The organism is Streptomyces sp. NPDC093600 (assembly GCF_044764755.1).
Taxonomy (GTDB): domain Bacteria; phylum Actinomycetota; class Actinomycetes; order Streptomycetales; family Streptomycetaceae; genus Streptomyces.
This window is the reverse complement of record NZ_JBIWIU010000004.1, coordinates 249,100-266,035: the sequence shown is the minus strand read 5'-3', so window position 1 is coordinate 266,035 and position 16,936 is coordinate 249,100. Positions and strand designations below refer to the sequence as shown.

At 69.7% G+C, this 16,936-nt stretch carries 18 protein-coding genes and 1 pseudogene; 17 read left to right on the top strand and 2 right to left on the bottom strand.

Annotated features, from left to right (window positions below; translation table 11 throughout):
* Positions 1 to 144 precede the first annotated feature (144 nt).
* Positions 145 to 720 carry a hypothetical protein gene (locus ACIRB4_RS13955; RefSeq protein ID WP_403290983.1) on the top strand — a complete coding sequence of 192 codons (576 nt, stop codon included), beginning with the start codon at positions 145 to 147 and terminating at the stop codon, positions 718 to 720.
* A gap of 22 nt (positions 721 to 742) precedes the next feature.
* Here the strand turns inward: ACIRB4_RS13955 and ACIRB4_RS13950 are convergent, their stop codons facing one another.
* Positions 743 to 1,054: a ferredoxin gene (locus ACIRB4_RS13950; protein ID WP_403290980.1), complete on the bottom strand. Its 312-nt coding sequence runs from the start codon at positions 1,052 to 1,054 to the stop codon at positions 743 to 745.
* Positions 1,055 to 1,307: 253 nt separating this feature from the next.
* Here ACIRB4_RS13950 and arc point away from each other — a divergent pair, with 253 nt between their 5' ends.
* From arc to prcA, 6 genes and pseudogenes are all read left to right on the top strand, one after another.
* Positions 1,308 to 3,074 (top strand): proteasome ATPase, encoded by a 1,767-nt coding sequence (arc, locus tag ACIRB4_RS13945; protein WP_403290977.1) that lies wholly within the window; start codon positions 1,308 to 1,310, stop codon positions 3,072 to 3,074.
* A 231-nt stretch (positions 3,075 to 3,305) separates the two neighbouring features.
* Positions 3,306 to 4,817, top strand: a complete 1,512-nt coding sequence (dop, locus tag ACIRB4_RS13940) for a depupylase/deamidase Dop (RefSeq protein ID WP_403290974.1) — start codon at positions 3,306 to 3,308, stop codon at positions 4,815 to 4,817.
* 134 nt (positions 4,818 to 4,951) lie between these two features.
* Positions 4,952 to 5,164, top strand: coding sequence for a ubiquitin-like protein Pup (locus tag ACIRB4_RS13935; RefSeq protein ID WP_356896980.1), 213 nt, complete (start codon positions 4,952 to 4,954; stop codon positions 5,162 to 5,164).
* A 168-nt stretch (positions 5,165 to 5,332) separates the two neighbouring features.
* Positions 5,333 to 5,524, top strand: a pseudogene (locus ACIRB4_RS13930) (endonuclease domain-containing protein); the annotation flags it as partial.
* Positions 5,476 to 6,315, top strand: coding sequence for a proteasome subunit beta (gene prcB / locus ACIRB4_RS13925; RefSeq protein ID WP_403290972.1), 840 nt, complete (start codon positions 5,476 to 5,478; stop codon positions 6,313 to 6,315). The pseudogene ACIRB4_RS13930 and the gene prcB, both read left to right, overlap by 49 nt.
* A gap of 45 nt (positions 6,316 to 6,360) precedes the next feature.
* Complete coding sequence (gene prcA, locus ACIRB4_RS13920; RefSeq protein ID WP_403290969.1) at positions 6,361 to 7,122, top strand: proteasome subunit alpha; 762 nt, start codon at positions 6,361 to 6,363, stop codon at positions 7,120 to 7,122.
* A gap of 70 nt (positions 7,123 to 7,192) precedes the next feature.
* On the opposite strand, the gene ACIRB4_RS13915 is transcribed toward prcA, so the two are convergent.
* Positions 7,193 to 8,236: a LacI family DNA-binding transcriptional regulator gene (locus ACIRB4_RS13915; RefSeq protein WP_403290966.1), complete on the bottom strand. Its 1,044-nt coding sequence runs from the start codon at positions 8,234 to 8,236 to the stop codon at positions 7,193 to 7,195.
* A gap of 125 nt (positions 8,237 to 8,361) precedes the next feature.
* Here ACIRB4_RS13915 and ACIRB4_RS13910 point away from each other — a divergent pair, with 125 nt between their 5' ends.
* The 10 genes from ACIRB4_RS13910 (at position 8,362) to tatC (ending at position 16,925) form a co-directional block, all read left to right on the top strand.
* A complete protein-coding gene (locus ACIRB4_RS13910; RefSeq protein ID WP_403290963.1) occupies positions 8,362 to 9,684 on the top strand; it encodes an MFS transporter in 1,323 nt (440 codons plus the stop codon).
* Positions 9,685 to 9,693: 9 nt separating this feature from the next.
* A complete protein-coding gene (gene pafA, locus ACIRB4_RS13905) occupies positions 9,694 to 11,055 on the top strand; it encodes a Pup--protein ligase (protein ID WP_158985679.1) in 1,362 nt (453 codons plus the stop codon).
* A 175-nt stretch (positions 11,056 to 11,230) separates the two neighbouring features.
* A complete protein-coding gene (locus ACIRB4_RS13900) occupies positions 11,231 to 12,202 on the top strand; it encodes an FKBP-type peptidyl-prolyl cis-trans isomerase (protein ID WP_403290960.1) in 972 nt (323 codons plus the stop codon).
* Positions 12,203 to 12,258: 56 nt separating this feature from the next.
* Positions 12,259 to 12,630: an FKBP-type peptidyl-prolyl cis-trans isomerase gene (locus tag ACIRB4_RS13895; RefSeq protein ID WP_403290958.1), complete on the top strand. Its 372-nt coding sequence runs from the start codon at positions 12,259 to 12,261 to the stop codon at positions 12,628 to 12,630.
* Positions 12,631 to 12,782: 152 nt separating this feature from the next.
* Complete coding sequence (locus ACIRB4_RS13890; RefSeq protein ID WP_403290955.1) at positions 12,783 to 13,739, top strand: helix-turn-helix transcriptional regulator; 957 nt, start codon at positions 12,783 to 12,785, stop codon at positions 13,737 to 13,739.
* Positions 13,740 to 13,755: 16 nt separating this feature from the next.
* A complete protein-coding gene (locus ACIRB4_RS13885; RefSeq protein ID WP_403290953.1) occupies positions 13,756 to 14,712 on the top strand; it encodes a helix-turn-helix transcriptional regulator in 957 nt (318 codons plus the stop codon).
* A 140-nt stretch (positions 14,713 to 14,852) separates the two neighbouring features.
* The gene (locus ACIRB4_RS13880; RefSeq protein ID WP_356895589.1) at positions 14,853 to 15,116 is read left to right on the top strand and encodes a hypothetical protein; all 264 of its coding nucleotides are present in this window, start codon (positions 14,853 to 14,855) and stop codon (positions 15,114 to 15,116) included.
* Between the two features lie 137 nt (positions 15,117 to 15,253).
* Positions 15,254 to 15,451 (top strand): hypothetical protein, encoded by a 198-nt coding sequence (locus tag ACIRB4_RS13875; protein WP_403290950.1) that lies wholly within the window; start codon positions 15,254 to 15,256, stop codon positions 15,449 to 15,451.
* 186 nt (positions 15,452 to 15,637) lie between these two features.
* Complete coding sequence (gene tatA, locus ACIRB4_RS13870) at positions 15,638 to 15,922, top strand: Sec-independent protein translocase subunit TatA (protein ID WP_403290949.1); 285 nt, start codon at positions 15,638 to 15,640, stop codon at positions 15,920 to 15,922.
* A gap of 100 nt (positions 15,923 to 16,022) precedes the next feature.
* Positions 16,023 to 16,925 carry a twin-arginine translocase subunit TatC gene (gene tatC, locus ACIRB4_RS13865; protein ID WP_403290947.1) on the top strand — a complete coding sequence of 301 codons (903 nt, stop codon included), beginning with the start codon at positions 16,023 to 16,025 and terminating at the stop codon, positions 16,923 to 16,925.
* The last annotated feature ends 11 nt before the right edge of the window (positions 16,926 to 16,936 follow it).

Here is a 16,936-nt window from a genome sequence, read left to right as displayed (position 1 = left end):
GAACTGGACGGCGGCGGCTTCACGTTCGGCACCTTCGCGCCCACATTCCCACGGCCGCCCTCACCCCGGCTGTTCCACCCACCTGTGACGTGTGGCACGATGCCCGCAACTCCTTCCGCGCCACCCTCACAGGAGACTTCCCGCGTGCAGCCCTCCGCCGTCACGGATCTCGCGCACACCCACGCCCGGCCGGTGCACTGGCTGGCCACCGCGACCGCGATGGCCGCCGTCGTCGCGGCCGCGGGCCTGCTGCAGCCCGGCGCCGCGACCGCCACCTCCGCGGGCGGACCCCACGCCGCCCCCGCCCCCGCCACCGCGCCCGCCCCGGACGCCCGCACGGCCACCTACCCCCTCGCATGCGGCGGAGCGGCGAGCACCGTCGCCCAGCAGGCCCGCGGCGACCTCGACGGCGACGGACACCCCGAAACCGTCGCGGTCGCGCACTGCGAAGCCGGCTCCGGCACGCCCCCCAGCGGGGTCTACGTCCTCACCCGCGGCACGGGCGCCGGCGCGCGCGTGGTCGCCACCCTCGTGGAACCCGCGGAGCAGAAGAACGTCGCCGAGCTCGCCGTACGTGACGGAGCGGTCACCGCGACCCTCCTCGGTTACTCGTCCCCCGACGTCCCGAGCTGCTGCCCCGACGAGCGGGAGCGCGTCGAATGGCACTGGAAGGGCGGCGCGTTCGTCCGCACCGCCCTCGCCGAACCCGTCGCCATGTGAACCACGCGGCGTGCGCGCGCCGTCACTCCGCGTCGGGGCCGTACACCTCGACGCTGTCCGAAACCCGGCGCACATGGATGCAGTCGCCCGGGCACTCCTTCGCGGAGTCCACCACGTCCCGCAGCAGCGGCAACGGCACCGGCGTCGTCGCCCCCGGATCCTGTAGAAGCTCGTCGTCCGGGCTCTTCACATAGGCCAGACCGTCGATGTCCAGCTCGAAGACCTCGGGCGCGTACTGCACGCAGATGCCGTCCCCAGTGCAGAGATCCTGGTCGATCCAGACCTCCAGAGCCTCGCCGGCGCCCGTCGTCGGGGCCTCGTGCCGCACGGTCATGTCTCCTGCCGTTCCTGAGCTTCTGAAGAGATCGTTCTGCTAAGTCCGGCCAACCCTGGCGGGTGTTGGCCACCGACGACGATACAACCGGCCGCTTTCCGATGTTGATGGGTGGGTATCCCCCTGGCGTGAGGGGAAGCGCAAGGGTGAAGATCGGACACGTCCCGCAGTCTTTGTGATCTAGGGGTTTCAATCACCACCCACGCAGGTAGGGTCAGGAAGCGTCCAGCTCCCCTTGGAGGAGGTGAGGACCGTGGCAGCCCACGACGATGACATCAACCGCGGCATCCGGCCGGGGCGGGGGTCTGAAGACCCCGCCGGTCAGGTTGCCTATCTCGAGCAGGAAATCGCCGTCCTGCGCCGCAAGCTCGCCGACTCTCCGCGTCATACGAGGATTCTCGAAGAGCGGATCGTCGAGCTGCAGACCAACCTGGCCGGCGTGTCCGCACAGAACGAGCGGCTCGCCAACACCCTCCGTGAGGCCCGCGACCAGATCGTGGCCCTCAAGGAGGAGGTCGACCGGCTCGCACAGCCACCGGCAGGCTTCGGTGTCTTCCTGCAAGCCAACGAGGACGGCACCTGCGACATCTTCACCGGGGGCCGCAAGCTCCGGGTGAACGTCAGTCCCAGCGTCGAGCTCGACGAGCTCCGGCGCGGCCAGGAAGTCATGCTCAACGAAGCGCTCAACGTGGTCGAGGCCATGGAGTTCGAGCGGGCCGGGGACATCGTCACCCTCAAGGAGATCCTTGAGGACGGCGAGCGCGCCCTGGTCATCGGGCACACCGACGAGGAACGGGTGGTCAGGCTCGCCGAGCCGCTGCTGGACATCACCATCCGCCCCGGCGACGCCCTGCTGCTCGAACCCAGGTCCGGCTACGTCTACGAAGTGGTTCCCAAGAGCGAGGTCGAAGAGCTCGTCCTCGAAGAGGTCCCGGACGTCGACTACAACAAGATCGGCGGCCTGGGCAACCAGATCGAACTGATCCGCGACGCGGTCGAGCTCCCGTACCTCTACCCGGATCTCTTCAAGGAGCACGAACTGCGGCCGCCGAAGGGCATCCTGCTCTACGGCCCGCCCGGCTGCGGCAAGACGCTCATCGCCAAGGCGGTGGCCAACTCCCTTGCCAAGAAGGTCGCCGAGGTGACCGGCCAGCCCGCGGGGAAGTCTTACTTCCTGAACATCAAGGGCCCCGAGCTCCTCAACAAGTACGTCGGTGAGACCGAGCGGCACATCCGCCTCGTCTTCCAGCGTGCCCGGGAGAAGGCGAGTGAGGGCACCCCCGTCATCGTCTTCTTCGACGAGATGGAATCCCTCTTCCGCACCCGCGGATCCGGAGTCAGCTCGGACGTGGAGAACACCATCGTCCCCCAGCTGCTCGCCGAGATCGACGGTGTGGAGGGCCTGGAGAACGTCATCGTCATCGGCGCCTCCAACCGCGAGGACATGATCGACCCCGCGATCCTGCGGCCCGGCCGACTCGACGTCAAGATCAAGATCGAGCGTCCGGACGCGGAGGCCGCGAAGGACATCTTCGCGAAGTACCTCACGTCTTCGCTGCCGCTGCACTCCGACGACCTCTCCGAGCACCAGGGCTCCAAGGAAGCCGCCGCCCACGCGATGATCCAGTCCGTGGTCGAGCAGATGTACGCGGAATCCGAGGAGAACCGCTTCCTCGAGGTCACCTACGCCAATGGCGACAAGGAAGTCCTGTACTTCAAGGACTTCAACTCCGGTGCCATGATCCAGAACATCGTGGACCGGGCCAAGAAGATGGCCATCAAGGCCTTCCTCGACCACAACCAGAAGGGCATTCGCGTCTCCCACCTCCTCCAGGCATGCGTGGACGAGTTCAAGGAGAACGAGGACCTGCCCAACACCACCAACCCGGACGACTGGGCCCGTATCTCCGGAAAGAAGGGCGAGCGGATCGTCTTCATCCGCACCCTCGTCACCGGAAAGCAGGGCGCCGACACCGGTCGCTCCATCGACACGGTGGCGAATACCGGTCAGTACCTGTAGATCGCGACCCGGCTGCGGATGTCCGGACCACGGGCATCCGCAGCCGGGCTCTTTTCCCCCAGCCATCAGACGAGCAAAAGACGTATTCGATCTCCCCACCGGCGCGGAGTCGCTCTAGGCTCTTCGGTACCGCCGATTCGCGCAGTGCGGGGACGGGCACCGCATGCACGAGAAGAGCGGTACTTGAGCGCCGCACCCGAAGGGGGAGCGCCGCCGGGCAAGGAGGGCCGCATGACCGTACGGCGAGTAATGGGCATCGAAACGGAGTACGGGATCTCCGTTCCGGGGCACCCGAACGCCAATGCCATGCTCACCTCGTCCCAGATCGTCAACGCCTACGCGGCGGCGATGCACCGGGCGCGCCGCGCCCGCTGGGATTTCGAGGAGGAGAACCCCCTGCGGGACGCCCGAGGCTTCGACCTCGCCCGCGAAGCCGCCGACTCCAGCCAGCTCACCGACGAGGACATCGGCCTGGCCAACGTGATCCTCACCAACGGAGCCCGGCTCTACGTCGACCACGCCCACCCGGAATACAGCGCCCCCGAGGTCACCAACCCCCGCGACGCCGTCCTGTGGGACAAAGCCGGCGAACGGATCATGGCCGAGGCCGCCGAACGGGCCGCCCAGCTCCCCGGCGCTCAGCCGATCCACCTCTACAAGAACAACACCGACAACAAGGGCGCCTCCTACGGCACGCACGAGAACTACCTGATGAAGCGGGAGACCCCCTTCTCGGACATCGTGCGCCACCTGACCCCGTTCTTCGTCTCCCGGCAGGTCGTCACCGGCGCCGGCCGCGTCGGCATCGGACAGGACGGCCGCGAGCACGGCTTCCAGATCAGCCAGCGCGCCGACTATTTCGAGGTCGAGGTCGGCCTGGAGACCACCCTGAAGCGGCCCATCATCAACACCCGTGACGAGCCGCACGCCGACGCCGAGAAGTACCGCCGCCTCCATGTGATCATCGGCGACGCCAACCTCTCGGAGATCTCCACCTACCTCAAGCTGGGCACCACATCCCTGGTCCTGTCCATGATCGAGGACGGGTTCATCAACGTCGACCTCGCCGTCGACCAGCCGGTGCGCACCCTGCACGAGGTCTCCCACGACCCCGGCCTCGCGTATCTGATCACTCTGCGCAGCGGCCGGACACTGACCGCCGTGCAGCTCCAGATGGAGTACTTCGAGCTGGCCAGGAAGTACGTGGAGGAGCGTTTCGGCGCGGACGCCGACGACCAGACCAAGGACGTCCTCGTCCGGTGGGAGGACACCCTCAACCGGCTCGAGAACGACCCGATGAGTTTGGCCGGGGAGCTGGACTGGATCGCCAAGCGCGAGGTGATGGAGGGCTACCGCCGGCGCGACGGCCTGGACTGGGACGCGGCCCGGCTGCACCTGGTGGACCTGCAGTACGCCGACGTACGCCCCGAGAAGGGCCTGTACAACCGTCTGGTGGACCGTGGGCGCATGAAGCGGCTCCTGACCGAGGACGAGGTCCAGCGGGCCGAGACGAAGCCTCCTGAGGACACCAGGGCCTATTTCCGGGGCCGCTGCCTGGAGCAGTACGCGGACGACGTGGCCGCCGCGTCCTGGGACTCGGTGATCTTCGACCTCCCGGGTCGCGACTCCCTCCAGCGGGTGCCCACCCTGGAGCCTCTGCGGGGCACCCGGAACCACGTGAAAGAGCTTCTGGACCGGTGCAGGACCGCGGAGGAACTGGTCCGCGTCCTCTCCGGCGGCTGAAGTGGCCGGGTAATGGGAATCATGGAAGTGGTGCCCGGACGTTGTAGCGACTGCGGGGCCGATGTCAGACCCGCCTTGTAGGGTCTGATCTTGAGAGACCCAACCGAGCGGGCCGATTCGAGCGGGGTGAGGATATGGCGACCAAGGACACCGGCGGCGGACAGCAGAAGGCGACGCGTTCCACGGAGGAGGTCGAGGAGACCGCCACCGAGGAAAGCTCCGACCTCAAGGAGCGCCAGGAGAAGCTGAGCGACGACGTCGACTCGGTACTGGACGAGATCGACGACGTCCTTGAGGAGAACGCCGAGGACTTCGTCCGGTCCTTCGTGCAAAAGGGCGGACAGTAAGAGCGATCCACCTTCGAATCGAAGGTGGGGGCTGGTCGGCGGACGGACGTCACGGGGATCGCGCGCGGTGCGGCTGAGAACGCCCGCGCGCGGCCTTCGTTCCGGTGGGCCGCTCCACGTCCCTGGGGCTCATGGGGGGAATCACCGGAGCCGACGAAGCCCGCGGCTGCCCGGTCCGATCATGTTGATCACCGTCACATGGCGGGTAGGGTCCGTGGCGTACTGTGCTTCAACTGCAAATCGGCCAACGGCATGTGGGGAGACGTTCCCGACTCTCTGTGTCGGGCCGTCTCATACTTGGAGGGACACGCGTGGAAGCCAACACTCGTAGCACCGGGCGTCTACCAGCTGCCTTCCTGACGCCGGGATCGTCCTCGTTCATGGACTTCCTCTCCGATCACTCGCCGGAGCTCCTCCCACGCAACCGCACGCTGCCGGACGGGATCGTCGAGGCCCCGCACGGCACCACGATCGTGGCCGTCACGTTCCCCGGCGGGGTCGTGCTCGCCGGTGACCGGCGCGCGACCATGGGGAACATGATCGCGCAGCGCGACATCGAGAAGGTCTTCCCGGCCGACGAGTTCTCGGCCGTCGGCATCGCCGGCACGGCCGGGCTCGCCGTGGAGATGGTCAAGCTGTTCCAGCTGGAGCTCGAGCACTTCGAGAAGGTGGAGGGCACGACCCTCTCCCTCGAGGGCAAGGCCAACCGCCTCTCCACCATGATCCGCGGCAATCTCGGCATGGCCATGCAGGGCCTCGCCGTCGTCCCGCTGTTCGCGGGCTGGGACGAGGGCAAGGAGAAGGGCCGGATCTTCTCCTACGACGTGACGGGCGGCCGCTCGGAGGAGCACGGCTTCGCGGCCACCGGCTCCGGTTCGATCTTCGCCCGGGGTTCCATGAAGAAGCTCTACCGTCCCGACCTGACGGAGGAGCAGGCCACCACGCTGGTCGTCCAGGCGCTGTACGACGCGGCCGACGACGACTCGGCGACCGGCGGTCCGGATCTGTACCGCAAGATCTATCCCATCGTCACCGTCATCACCGACGAGGGCTTCCGCAGGCTCACCGAGGCGGAGTCCTCGGCGCTCGCCCGCTCGGTCACCGATCGGCGCCTGGTGCAGCCCGACGGGCCGCGCGCCGAGCTGCTCTGACCTCTCCTCGTCCGCAGAATCCCAGAAGAAAGGGACGGATAGCCGGTGTCGACTCCGTTCTACGTCTCACCCCAGCAGGCCATGGCCGACCGGGCGGAGTACGCCCGCAAGGGCATCGCCCGCGGCCGCAGCCTGGTCGTCCTCCAGTACACCGACGGGATCGTCTTCGTCGGCGAGAACCCGTCCCGTGCGCTGCACAAGTTCAGCGAGATCTACGACCGCATCGGCTTCGCCGCGGCCGGCAAGTACAACGAGTACGAGAACCTCCGTATCGGCGGTGTGCGCTACGCCGATCTGCGGGGCTACACCTACGACCGGGGCGATGTGACCGCCCGGGGCCTCGCCAACGTCTACGCCCAGACGCTGGGCACGATCTTCTCCAGCGCGGGGGAGAAGCCGTACGAGGTGGAGCTGGTCGTCGCCGAGGTGGGCACGGAGCCCGAGGGCGACCAGATCTACCGTCTGCCCCATGACGGTTCGATCGTGGACGAGCACGGCTCGGTCGCGGTCGGTGGCAACGCCGAGCAGATCGGCAGCTTCCTGGACCAGCGCCACCGTGACGGGATGTCCCTGGCCGAGGCGCTGAAGCTGGCGGTCCAGGCGCTGTCCCGGGACACCAACGGCAGTGAGCGGGAGATTCCCGCGGAGCGGCTGGAGGTGGCGGTCCTGGACCGCACGCGCCCGCAGCAGCGGAAGTTCAAGCGGATCGTCGGACGGCAGCTGGTCCGCCTGCTGGAGGCGGACAACGCTGCGATCGCCAAGACCGACGAACCGTCGGACGAGATCCCGGAGGACACGGAGGAGTAACCCCTTCGTCGAGCCCGTACGACGGCCCCGGCCCGCGCTCGCGGACCGGGGCCGATGTGTGCCCGACCGGTCAGGCGGCGGGGGGAGGGCCGGAGGAGCCCCGGGCCATCAGGGTCACTGGGAGGTCGCCGGGCTCGGGAGGCCGGCCGGCGAGGACGGCGAGGAGGGCCGCCATACCGCGCTCGCCGATGCGTTCGGCGGGGAGGCGGACGGTCGTGAGCTCCGGTTCGACGGCGGTCGCGAGGGCGAGGTCGTCGAAGCCGGTGACCGAGACGTCCTCGGGAACCCTCAGGCCGAGCCGCCGGGCCGCCTTGCAGGCACCGGCGGCCAGGATGTCGTCGTCGCAGACGATCGCGGTCGGCCTCGCGCCCGGACCTGTGAGGGCCTTTTCGGCGGCGGTGCGGGCGCCGTCGACGTCGAGCGGCGCGCGGACGGTGCGTACGGACACCTCGCGCAGCGCGTCGGCCAGGGCCGCGCCGCGTACGTCGAAGGTCCAGGAGGGCACCGCCGAGGCGAGGTGGACGAACCGGCGGTGTCCGAGGGAGAGCAGGTGCCCGGTCACCTGGCGCATGCCGTCGGCGATGTCGAGGTTGACGTGTGCGGCGGCGCCGGTGTCGGCGGGGTCGCTGTCCAGCATCACCAGCGGCAGGTCCGTGCCGCGGAAGGCTTCGAGGGCGACGGCCGCCATGGAGGAGGCGATGACGCCGTCGAGGGCCGCGCGGGCGGAGGCGAAGGGGTCCCTGGCCGGGCCGACGCCTTCGGGGGAGGGGTAGAGGACCACGCCGAAGCCGTGCCGGGCGGCGACGGATGCGGCGCCGGTGTAGACGCGGGCGAAGAACTCGTTGGTGAGCGCCGGGACGACGAGCAGCGCGGTCCGGGTGCTGCCGAGCCGGAGGTTGCGGGCGGCGAGGTTGGGGCGGTAGCCGAGGCCGCGGGCAGCTTCGCGTACGGAATCCGCGGTGCGTTCGGAGACCCGTCCGCGCCATTTGTCGCCGAGGACCAGGGAGACGGTGGCCTGCGACACTCCGGCGGCGCGGGCGACGTCCCGGCTGGTGGGCCGCGTTCCGCCGGACGGTTCCGGGGCGTGTTCCGGGGTCTGCTCCGGGGTGTGCACTCATGCCTCCGCGAGGGACGGTCCGTTCTCGCGGGGGTGGACCCGCGGGCTGGAGCCATGGTACGTATGACGCGGTACGTTATACGTAAAACCTCGGGCGTGACGCCGGGGGAGAGGAGACCGACATGGCCACCGAGGCCACGGCGAGCGGCGGCTATCGCGACATCCTCGGGGCGCCGCACGCCCTGCGGCTCCTCACCGGCACCCTGGTCGGCCGGCTGCCCAACGGCACCGGCCCGATCGCGGCGGTGGTCTTCACCCGCGCCGAGGGCGGCAGCTACAGCCTCGCCGGAGGTCTCGTCGCGGCCTACGGTGTGGCCACCGCCGTGGGCCAGCCGCTCCTCGGCCGCGCGGTCGACCTGAAGGGGCAGCCGCGGGTGCAGCTGCCGGCGGCGATCGTCTCCGCCCTCGGCATGGCGGTCCTCGCCCTGGCGGGGATCGGCAACATCGCCCTCGCCTACGCCGCGATCGTCGTCGCGGGCCTCTTCACCCCGCCCCTCGAAGGCGGGCTGCGGGCCCTGTGGCCGAGCGTCCTGGGCCGCGAGGACCGGGTCCACCGGGCCTACGCCCTGGACGCGGTCGCCCAGGAGGTCATGTTCACCGTCGGCCCCCTCCTCGTGACCCTCCTGGTCGCGCTGTGGTCACCGGCCGCCGCCCTCCTGGTCATCAACGTCCTCGGCGTCCTGGGCGCCCTCTCCGTCGTCCTTTCGGAACCCTCGCGCGCGTGGCGCTCGGATCCCCGCGAGGCTCATTGGCTCGGCGCCCTGCGCTCGCCCGGCCTGCTGGCCCTGCTCGGCTCGTTCTTCTTCGTAGGGCTCGCGCTCGGCTCCATCACCGTCGCCGGTCTGGCCTACGCCGACGACCGGGGCAACGCGTCCGCCTACGGGTGGATCATGGCCGCCCTGGGCCTCGGCGCCCTCGTCGGCGGTGTCCTCTACGGCGCCCGCCGGTGGACGGGCGCTCCCGAGAAGCGGCTGCGCGTCCTGGTCGGCCTGCTCGCGCTGGGGTACCTGCCACTGATGCTCACCCCCGGTGTGGTCCCGATGACGGGGCTCGCCGCCCTCTCCGGGGTCTTCCTGGCACCGGCACTGGCCTGCGGTTTCATCGTGGTCGACCGGCACGCGCCCCGCGGAACCGTCACGGAGGCGTTCTCCTGGCTCGTCACCACCTTCGGCGTGGGGGCGGCCCTCGGCTCGGCCGTCGCCGGGCCCGCCGTCGAACTCGCCGGGACCACCGCGGGCTTCGCCGTGGCCGGCGCGGGAGGTCTCGTGGCCCTGCTGGTCCTGCTCGCCACCGGACGGGTCCTCGCCGTCCCCGGCCCCGGTGTGCGACACGCCGTCAGTGCCGGAAGCGCCGACCCCGGCCACACCGAAAAGAACACGCACTCATCGGAAAATGATCGAAACGGGGCCGCCCAACCCGGTTTCAGCTCAGGCCATCAGGCGTAATGTTCAGACATGGACCGCCGCATTTTCGGGCTGGAGAACGAGTACGGCGTCACGTGCACGTTCAGGGGACAGCGCCGACTGTCTCCTGACGAAGTGGCGCGCTACCTCTTCCGCCGTGTCGTGTCATGGGGCCGCAGCAGCAATGTCTTCCTGCGGAACGGCGCCCGTCTGTACCTCGACGTGGGCTCGCATCCGGAATACGCAACTCCCGAATGCGACAACGTGACCGAACTGGTCACGCACGACAAGGCCGGCGAGCGCATTCTCGAAGGCCTGCTCGTCGACGCCGAACGCCGCCTGCACGAGGAGGGAATCGCCGGCGACGTCTATCTCTTCAAGAACAACACCGACTCGGCGGGAAACTCCTACGGCTGCCACGAGAACTATCTCGTCGCCCGCCACGGAGAGTTCTCCCGTCTCGCGGACATCCTCATTCCGTTCCTGGTCACCCGCCAGCTCATCTGCGGCGCCGGAAAGGTGCTGCAGACCCCGCGCGGCGCGGTCTACTGCGTCTCGCAGCGCGCCGAGCACATCTGGGAGGGCGTCAGTTCGGCGACCACCCGCTCGCGGCCGATCATCAACACCCGCGACGAACCGCACGCGGACGCCGAGCGCTACCGCCGTCTGCACGTCATCGTCGGTGACTCGAACATGTCCGAGACGACCATGCTCCTCAAGGTCGGCGCGACCGACCTCGTACTGCGCATGATCGAGGCGGGCACGGTCATGCGCGACCTGACGCTGGAGAACCCCATCCGGGCGATCCGGGAGGTCAGCCACGACATCACCGGCCAGCGCAAGGTCCGCCTCGCCAGCGGCCGCGAGGCCTCCGCCCTGGAGGTCCAGCGTGAGTACTACGAGAAGGCGGCGGACTTCGTCGACCGCCGCGGCATCCGTACGGGCACGGTCGCACAGGTCCTGGAGCTCTGGGGCCGGACCCTGGACGCCATCGAGGCCGAGGACCTCGACCGTATCGGCACTGAGATCGACTGGGTCATGAAGTACAAGCTCATCGAGCGGTACCGGGCCAAGAACAACATGACCATGTCGCACCCCCGGGTCGCCCAGATAGACCTCGCGTACCACGACATCCACCGTCGGCGCGGGCTCTACTACCTCCTGGAGAAGAAGGGCCAGGCCGCCCGGATCTGCAACGACCTGAAGATCTTCGAGGGCAAGTCCGTGCCCCCGCAGACCACCAGGGCGCGGTTGCGCGGCGACTTCATCCGCCGCGCACAGGAGCAGCGGCGGGACTTCACCGTCGACTGGGTCCACCTCAAGCTCAACGACCAGGCGCAGCGCACGGTGTTGTGCAAGGACCCCTTCCGGTCGGTCGACGACCGGGTGGAGAAGCTGATCGCCGGCATGTGATCCGGTGAGCCGTCGACGGACGGGGCCGGCGCTCGGCGAGGTGCACCTCGCGGACCGCCGGCCCCGTCCGTCACCGCGCGCCCTCCTCCGTTCGGGTGTCGTGGAACCCGTACGGCGCTTGGCGCGCACCGTAGAGTGGGGCCCATTGCCATGGCCTCGACTCCCAGTTGGACTGATGAACTACAACACGAAGAGCCGTATCGCCGCCCTGGTGGCGGTACCCGCCCTGCTGTTCACCGCCGCCTGCGGATCCGACTCGGACGCGCAGAAGGCCGACGTGGCCAAGGTCACGGGGAAGTTCGGGGCCGCCCCCGAGATCTCCATCCCGAAGGACGCGGAGCCCGCCGACAAGACGGTGATCGAGACCGTCTCCGAAGGTGACGGCGCGACGGTCAAGAAGGGCGACTTCGTCCGGCTGGACTGGACCGTCGAGAAGTGGAAGGGCGCCGAGTCGCTCGGCGGCACCTGGACCCAGCAGACCCCCGGCGCCAAGGGACCGCGCCGCCAGGCCGTGGAGCGGGTCGGCCAGCCGAGCCAGCAACTGCCCGAGAAGATCCTGAACGCCGTCGTGGACCGCAAGGCCGGCAGCCGCGTCCTCGTGCAGGGCACCGCGGGCGACCTCATCGGGCAGACCCTCAACCCGCAGTCCGGCCTGACCGCGGAGGACTCCCTGGTCTGGGTCGTCGACGTGGTCGCAGCGGCCTCCGTGGACCCGAAGGCCGAGGCCAAGGGGCAGCAGGCGCCGACCGCGGCCGGGATGCCCGAGGTGAAGGCCCCGTCGCAGGCGGCCGCCACGATCACGGTCCCGAAGGGTGAGAAGGCCCCCACCACGCTCAAGGAGCAGGTGCTCATCAAGGGCACCGGGCCCAAGGTCCAGGCGGGTCAGGGCCTGATCGCCCAGTACACCGGCGTGAAGTGGGAGGACGGCAAGAAGTTCGACTCCTCCTGGGACCACGGCGGCGCCACCGCCTTCCAGATCGGCTCCGGCTCCGTCGTGGAGGGCTGGGACAAGGGCCTGGTCGGCAAGAACGTCGGCGACCGCGTACTCCTGGTGATCCCGCCGTCCCTCGGCTACGGCGCCAACCCGTCCAGTGAGCTGGCGAAGAACACGCTGGTCTTCTCGGTCGACATCCTGGGCACCGTCTGACCGCCCATCTGTGAGACTGTCCCGGTTGTACGCAACGCTACAAGGAGCACACTGCAGTGAGCATCGAGAAGCCTGAGGTCGACTTCCCGGGCGGCGAGCCGCCGAAGGACCTGGAGATCAAGGACATCTGGGAGGGCGACGGCCCGGAGGCCAAGGCCGGCGCCACCGTCTCCGTCCACTACGTGGGCGTCTCCTTCTCCACCGGCGAGGAGTTCGACTCCTCGTGGAACCGTGGCACCCCGCTGCGGTTCCAGCTCGGTGCCGGCCAGGTCATCGCCGGCTGGGACCAGGGCGTGCAGGGCATGAAGGTCGGCGGCCGCCGCCAGCTGATCATCCCCGCCCACCTCGCCTACGGGGACCGCGGCGCCGGCGGCAAGATCGCCCCGGGCGAGACCCTGATCTTCGTCTGCGACCTGGTCGCGGTCTGATCGGACCCGAAGTGACCGGTTTCTGACAAGGAAACGATCACCACGAGGGCCCATGCCGTCCGGCATGGGCCCTCGGCTTTTGCCGCGACACCCCGGGGCGGTACGGTCGGACGTCTGAGAAGTCAATCCGGCAGAAGAGGTGCAGGGCGTCGATGGCGATTGCCAAGGCCGAGCGGCTGATGAATCTGGCGCTGTGCCTGCTCGGAACCCGCCGCCCGCTGAGCAAGCGTGAGCTCCGCGGCTCCATCGAGGCCTACCTCGACGCGGGCGGAGACGACGCCTTCAACCGGATGTTCGAGCGCGACAAGGACGATCTGCGCGAACTCGGTCTGGTGATCGAGACCGTCGAGAACCTCGAGGGCGAGACCGGCTACCTCGCGCGCCGCGACTCCAACCGGCTCCCGCCGATCACCCTCGACGCCGAGGAGGCCGCCGCGCTCGGCCTCGCCGCCAAGGTCTGGCAGCAGGCCCGCCTCGCCGGGGCCGCCAGCGGCGCCCTCCAGAAGCTCCGCGCCGCCGGCATGCCCGAGGCGGAGGACTCGTACGACATCCAGCACAGCGCCCTCGAACCGCGCATCCCGGTCCACGAGGCCGCCTTCGAGCCGCTGATGCTCGCCTGCCGCGACCGGCGGCCCGTCGTCTTCGACTACCGCAAGGCCACCGCCGCCCGCCCCGAGACCCGCCAGGTCGAACCGTGGACGCTGGAGTGCTGGCGCGGCCACTGGTACCTGGCCGGCTGGGACCGCGACCGCGGCGCCGAGCGCGTCTTCCGCCTCTCCCGTATCACCGGCAAGGTGCGCTCCCGGGCCGGCGCCTTCACCGCGCCCGTGCCCGATGTCGTCACCGTCCGGGAGACCGTCGAGAGCTGGGCGGGCGAGACCGCCACCCGTTCCGCCCGGATCCGGCTGCGCGCCGGCTGCGGCTACCCGCTGCGGGCGCGCGCCCAGTCGGTACGGGAAGGGGCGGACGGCTGGGACGAGCTGGAGATCCCGTACGGGCACGGCCTCGACGCCTGGCTGGTCGAGTTCGGCCCCGATGTCGTCGTACTGGAACCCGCGGACCTGCGGGCCGATGTGGTGGACCGGCTGCGCGCCGTGGCCAAGGGCTGAAGGGGAGACGTACGGCATGGCCGCGAACGCGATCGACCAGACGAGGCGGATGCTCTCCCTCGTCACCTACCTGCGGGAACGCCCCGGCGCCCATGTCGCCGACGTGGCTCGCGCCTTCGGGATCACCGAGGACGAGCTGATCTCCGACCTCGATGTGCTGCCCATGTGCGGCACGAGCTTCCGGGGCGGCGATCTGCTCGACATCGACACCGACGGTGACCGGATCTGGTGGCACAACCCGGACGACGTCGCGGAGCCGCTGCGGCTCGCGGCCGACGAGGCGACCGCCCTGCTGGTCGCCGCGCGCGCCGTGTCCACGCTGCCGGGGCTGCGCGAGAGCGACCGTGAGGCGCTGCTGCGGGCCACCGCCAAGCTGGAGGCCGCGGCCGGGGAGGCCGCCGGGGCCAGCTCCCGGCTCTCGGTCACCTTCGAGTCCGAGGGCGGGGTCTTCGCGGAGGTCGACCGGGCGATCTCCGAGCGCCGGCGGCTCTGGGTGCGCTACTACTCACCCGCGCGGGACGAGCTGACCGAGCGGGAGGTCGACCCGATCCGGCTGTTCGCCGTGGGCCACACCTACATGGAGGCCTGGTGCCGGCTCTCCGAGGCGCGCCGCACGTTCCGGCTCGACCGCGTCGCCGAGATCCGGATCCTCGACGAGCACGCGGCCCCGCCGGAGATCGAGCTGCGTGATCTCTCCGAGGGGCTGGTCCAGCCGTCCGCGGAGGATCCGGAGGTCGTGGTCGAGGTCGGTCCCGGCGGCCGGTGGGTGGCCGAGTACTACCCGCACGACCGGGCCGAGGAGCTCGCCGACGGAGGGCTGCGGATCACGCTGCGGACGCCCGTGCCCGCCTCGCTGCGCCGTCTCGCGCTGCGGCTGGGCAGCGACGGGCGGATCGTCTCCCCGGCCGAGCTCGCCGAAAGCGCGCGGGAGGCGGCGACCGCCGCACTGGCGGCCTACGACGGCGTGGAGTGACCCCGCCGGAGTGGCCCCCCTCCGAGCGGGGGAGCGAGGGGGGTAAGGGGGAATGTGACATTCAATGTGACATTCCTCGTGCAGTCGACGCTGTTGCTTCTGTGAGCCGACAGACCGCGCGAGCGCGGGAGTCGAGAGAGATGAGGGAAATGTCCGTGATGCACGGAATGACAGCGTCGATCGCGCCGGTCCTCTTCAAGGCCGCCTGCCCCGACTGCCGCTCCCGCTGCGAACTCTCCGCGAGCGCCCTGCGCCTCGCGATCGGGGCCAGCCGCCGCACCACGTTCTACTCCTTCACCTGCCCCGAGTGCGGCAGCACCGTCCGCAAACCCGCCGGCGAGCGGATCATCGAACTCCTCACCGGAGGCGGCGTACGCACCCTGCGCCTGCACTCCACCGTGTGACCCCGCACTCCACCGCTGACTCTGAGCTCCACCGCCTGGCCCTGAACTCCACCGACCGACCGTCTGACCGTCCGACCGGCCGGGCCCGGCGCCCGTCCCGCACGCACCGGCACCCCCACAACCCCTAGGCTCGCCCCATGTTCTGGCCCATGCTCGCCATCGCACTCGGATTCCTGGGGATCTCCGTCCTCGGCGTCCTCGGCATCAAGGTCTTCCTGGAGGCGCAGCGGCTCGGCCGCCAGGTCGCCGGCACCGCCGAGCGCATCAACCGCGCCGCCGAAGACCTCGAAAAGGCCGCCGCCGACCTGGCCGCCACCGGCGAGGCGCTGCGCTGATCCCGTGCCGTACGCTGCGTAAAGCGACCCTCGCACAGGAGTGCGGACCGCAATCGTGAGTATGCACAGGCATTGCCCCCCGTTTACTCCTGCGGGTTACGATCGCAGACAGCGCGGTGGCCGGACGCATGTCCGACCCGCCGGGCACCGCACACCATGTCGCCTCGGTGAAGAAGGTAAACAGCTATGGGTAGGCTCGGCCCCACCGAGATCATCCTCATCCTCGTCGTCATCATCCTGCTGTTCGGCGCCAAGAAGCTCCCGGACATGGCCCGTTCGCTCGGCAAGTCGGCCCGCATCCTCAAGAGCGAGGCCAAGGCGATGAAGTCCGACGACCAGAAGAGCGCCCCCGCCGACCCCCCCCACCCCGGCACCCCGGACCAGGCCGTACCGCGCACCATCCAGGCCGCGCCCGGCGACGTCAGCAGCTCGCGTCCCGTGACCGAGCCGTCGGACACCACCAAGCGCTGACCGGTCCGCCGCCGCCGCACCGAGCGGCGGCTGCCGCACGAGATGAGGACGTGGGTTGCTCAAGTCTGCCCGCAAGCAGGAGAAGGATCCCGAGGGTCGCATGCCCCTCGTGGAACACCTGCGTGAACTTCGCAACCGCATGGCGAAAGGCCTGCTGGCCGTCGCCGCGGTCACCGTCGTGGCCCTCGTGTACAGCGAGGAGCTGATGCAGTTCCTGACGAAGTCCGTGCCCAAGTGCGGACCCAACGTCACGAGCGACGGTGGAAACTGCGCGATCGTCTCCTTCAACACGCTGATCGCCCCCTTCAGCACGACGATCCAGGTCAGCCTCGTGACCGGCCTCGTCGTCGCGAGCCCGATCTGGCTCTACCAGCTGTGGGCCTTCATCGCGCCCGGCCTGCACAAGAACGAGAAGAAGTACACCTACGCCTTCGTCGGCGCCGCGGTCCCGCTGTTCTCGGCCGGCGCCTACCTCGCGTACCTCATCCTCCCCATCAGCGTCAAGGTGCTCATCAGCCTCACGCCCGGCGGCTCCGCGAACATCCTCTCCCTCGGTGACGTCCTCGACTTCACCCTGCGGATGGTGCTCGTCTTCGGCCTGGCCTTCGAGCTCCCCCTCATCCTGGTGATGCTGAACCTCACCGGCGTCCTCACCGGGCGCCGCATGGCGGGCTGGTGGCGCGCCGTGATCATGGGCGTCTTCGTCTTCGGCGCCATCATCACCCCCACCACCGACCCCGTCGGCATGATCGCCCTCGCCGGGCCGATCACCGTCCTCTACTTCGCCGCCGTCGGCTTCTCGCTGCTGAACGATCGGCGCCGCAGCCGCAGCAACCCCGACGCCGCACTCGACGACGACGAAGCATCCAGCATCGACCTCACCCCCGAGGCCGTCGGAGCCGTCGAACCGGTCAGCGCCACCCCCGCCCTGCCCGAACAGGCCACCGGCGCACCGGACGGCGCCCGCGCGCTCCGGCAGAGCGGTTACGACGACATCACCTGATGGTCCGGCCC

Bases quoted from the DNA above. Each gene is read 5' to 3' on its own strand.
- ACIRB4_RS13950 (WP_403290980.1), bottom strand. From the start codon at position 1,054: ATGACCGTGCGGCACGAGGCCCCGACGACGGGCGCCGGCGAGGCTCTG.
- tatC (WP_403290947.1), top strand. From the start codon at position 16,023: ATGCCCCTCGTGGAACACCTGCGTGAACTTCGCAACCGCATGGCGAAA.
- dop (WP_403290974.1), top strand. From the start codon at position 3,306: ATGACCGTACGGCGAGTAATGGGCATCGAAACGGAGTACGGGATCTCC.
- ACIRB4_RS13910 (WP_403290963.1), top strand. From the start codon at position 8,362: ATGGCCACCGAGGCCACGGCGAGCGGCGGCTATCGCGACATCCTCGGG.
- ACIRB4_RS13935 (WP_356896980.1), top strand. From the start codon at position 4,952: ATGGCGACCAAGGACACCGGCGGCGGACAGCAGAAGGCGACGCGTTCC.
- ACIRB4_RS13880 (WP_356895589.1), top strand. From the start codon at position 14,853: ATGAGGGAAATGTCCGTGATGCACGGAATGACAGCGTCGATCGCGCCG.
- ACIRB4_RS13885 (WP_403290953.1), top strand. From the start codon at position 13,756: ATGGCCGCGAACGCGATCGACCAGACGAGGCGGATGCTCTCCCTCGTC.
- ACIRB4_RS13875 (WP_403290950.1), top strand. From the start codon at position 15,254: ATGTTCTGGCCCATGCTCGCCATCGCACTCGGATTCCTGGGGATCTCC.
- pafA (WP_158985679.1), top strand. From the start codon at position 9,694: ATGGACCGCCGCATTTTCGGGCTGGAGAACGAGTACGGCGTCACGTGC.
- ACIRB4_RS13890 (WP_403290955.1), top strand. From the start codon at position 12,783: ATGGCGATTGCCAAGGCCGAGCGGCTGATGAATCTGGCGCTGTGCCTG.
- ACIRB4_RS13900 (WP_403290960.1), top strand. From the start codon at position 11,231: ATGAACTACAACACGAAGAGCCGTATCGCCGCCCTGGTGGCGGTACCC.
- tatA (WP_403290949.1), top strand. From the start codon at position 15,638: ATGGGTAGGCTCGGCCCCACCGAGATCATCCTCATCCTCGTCGTCATC.